Annotated in this window: 2 protein-coding genes; both read left to right on the top strand. The window is 53.2% G+C overall.

The window, feature by feature from the left end:
• Positions 1 to 232 (top strand): hypothetical protein (locus RMO15_RS31935; protein WP_309722955.1); only part of this gene is annotated, 232 nt, incomplete at its 5' end.
• A gap of 313 nt (positions 233 to 545) precedes the next feature.
• Entirely contained in the window at positions 546 to 1196 is a 651-nt protein-coding gene (locus RMO15_RS31930; RefSeq protein ID WP_309722952.1) for a response regulator transcription factor, read from the top strand.
• Positions 1197 to 1839 lie beyond the last annotated feature (643 nt).

Raw genomic sequence — 1839 nt, 5'->3', positions numbered from 1 at the left:
GACCAGATACCCAACCAGAAACGGAAACGAAGAACGAGGCGGCTTCGCCGCCGGGGAAACCCACAACGACCAACGAAGACTAACTCACTCGATGGACCAAATCAGGGGTACAGGCCATATCCGCCTGCAACCAGACGAGTTCAACCTCAATCATTTCTCAGAAATCTCTCATAAACAAATCAGGCTCTTTCAAAAATATTTGGTGAAACCTGAGTCACACGGAGTACCCTAACAATCGTGACAGTATGTATAATCACGCAGGTTGTGTACAACAACTAAGCAGAGTCACTGTAATGACCATGAAAAGCCCGTTTCATCTTGAAGAGTTCAATGAGCCGACACCTCTGCCGGATCAAGGGCTCCTCCCACACTACAACAATGTCGAGCGCCGCATCTGTGAGATCCATACCTAATGCGCTCGATGCTCTATCTAATCCTGCCTATCTGGCTTACCCTACCCGCGCTCCTGCTATTTCCCAATAAGCCGGAGGCTGCGCCAAACCCCATAAAACCCAACCTCGCGAAGCTCAAGGAGCAATCAAAACGTGGAAAAAATCAGACTCGTTATTGCGGAAGATCAGGCGATGATGCGCGAGAGCCTGGCACAGATGCTGGCGCTGGAAGATGACATCCAGGTAGTAGGCACCGCCTCCGATGGTGAGCGGGCGCTCTCAGTCTGCCGCGCCCAAAAACCCGATGTTCTCCTCACCGATATTGGGATGCCTAAGGTCAGCGGGATTGAGGTCACCGACACGCTCCGAAAAGAGCTCCCCGACACCCATATCGTGATTCTGACCATCTACGGCGATGATGACAAAGTTTTCGCCGCCATCAAAGCCGGTGCCCGAGGCTATGTCCTCAAAGACTCCCCGCCCGAGGAAGCCCTCGCCGCCATCCGCGCCGTCGCACGAGGCGGTGGCCTGCTCCCCCCCGCGCTCGCCAGCCGCGTCTTCAATGAGTTCAGCCGACTCTCCACCCAGCGCGCCGTAGACAACGCCGTCTTTGCGCACCTCACCGACCGAGAGCGGGAAGTCCTCAGCTTTATCGGCAAGGGCATGCGCAACAAAGAGATCGCCGACGCACTCTTTATCTCCGAGAAGACCGTCAAGAACCACATCTCCAAGATCTTCGAGAAACTAGAAGTCAACTCCCGAGCTGAAGCCGCGCTACTAGCCGCCCGGCAGGGTCTGGTGTAAGAAGGCCCCCTAGCCCCCACAGGAGGGGGAAGCACAAGGGTATAGAATGCTACAAAACCAGAAAAAAACACTCCCCAATCGCCTCTACTGGCACACTGGTTGGAAGTGTCTTGCAGAGATGCTGGGTATGTTTTTACAGCTCAATATCTGGCTTCCCGCTGTAGCAAACCCAAACCATCCCCTTTGCTCACGAGTGGGGATTGGACTACTCTGCCTAGCCCTCCTTCTGACGGGAGTCTACTGGCTCAGGGCTGGAATCCGCACGACTAAATTTGGTGCCTATCAGAGCAAGGAGTCTGGTTTTCTCTCAGGACAGCCTGCGGTTCATGTCATTGCATCCTTGCTACTGGGAATAAGCTCCTTGGCATTCGTAATGCTCAATGCAGGTGGCAATTACGCGTCGGAGTCAGCTCTGTTTTTCCTTTTTCTTTCCTACGGATGGCTCATTAATATTACTTGCTGGCTTCATCTCAGGACGTGTAAAAAGCTCAATACCAAGCCTGTTGAACCAGAAAAAAGCCGCTGGTGGCTCAGCAGTCACGAGGAGAACTAATGATCCAAGAGCAGTCGAAACAGCCAGCACAAAACTTTCTGTATGTTACGGTTCACCACTGCCTCTGTATGATGGCCGTCGGTTTACCAT

It is taken from the genome of Armatimonas sp. (assembly GCF_031410135.1).
Taxonomy (GTDB): domain Bacteria; phylum Armatimonadota; class Armatimonadia; order Armatimonadales; family Armatimonadaceae; genus Armatimonas.
The sequence above is the reverse complement of the archived record's forward strand: the minus strand, read 5'-3'. Positions and strand labels throughout refer to the sequence as shown.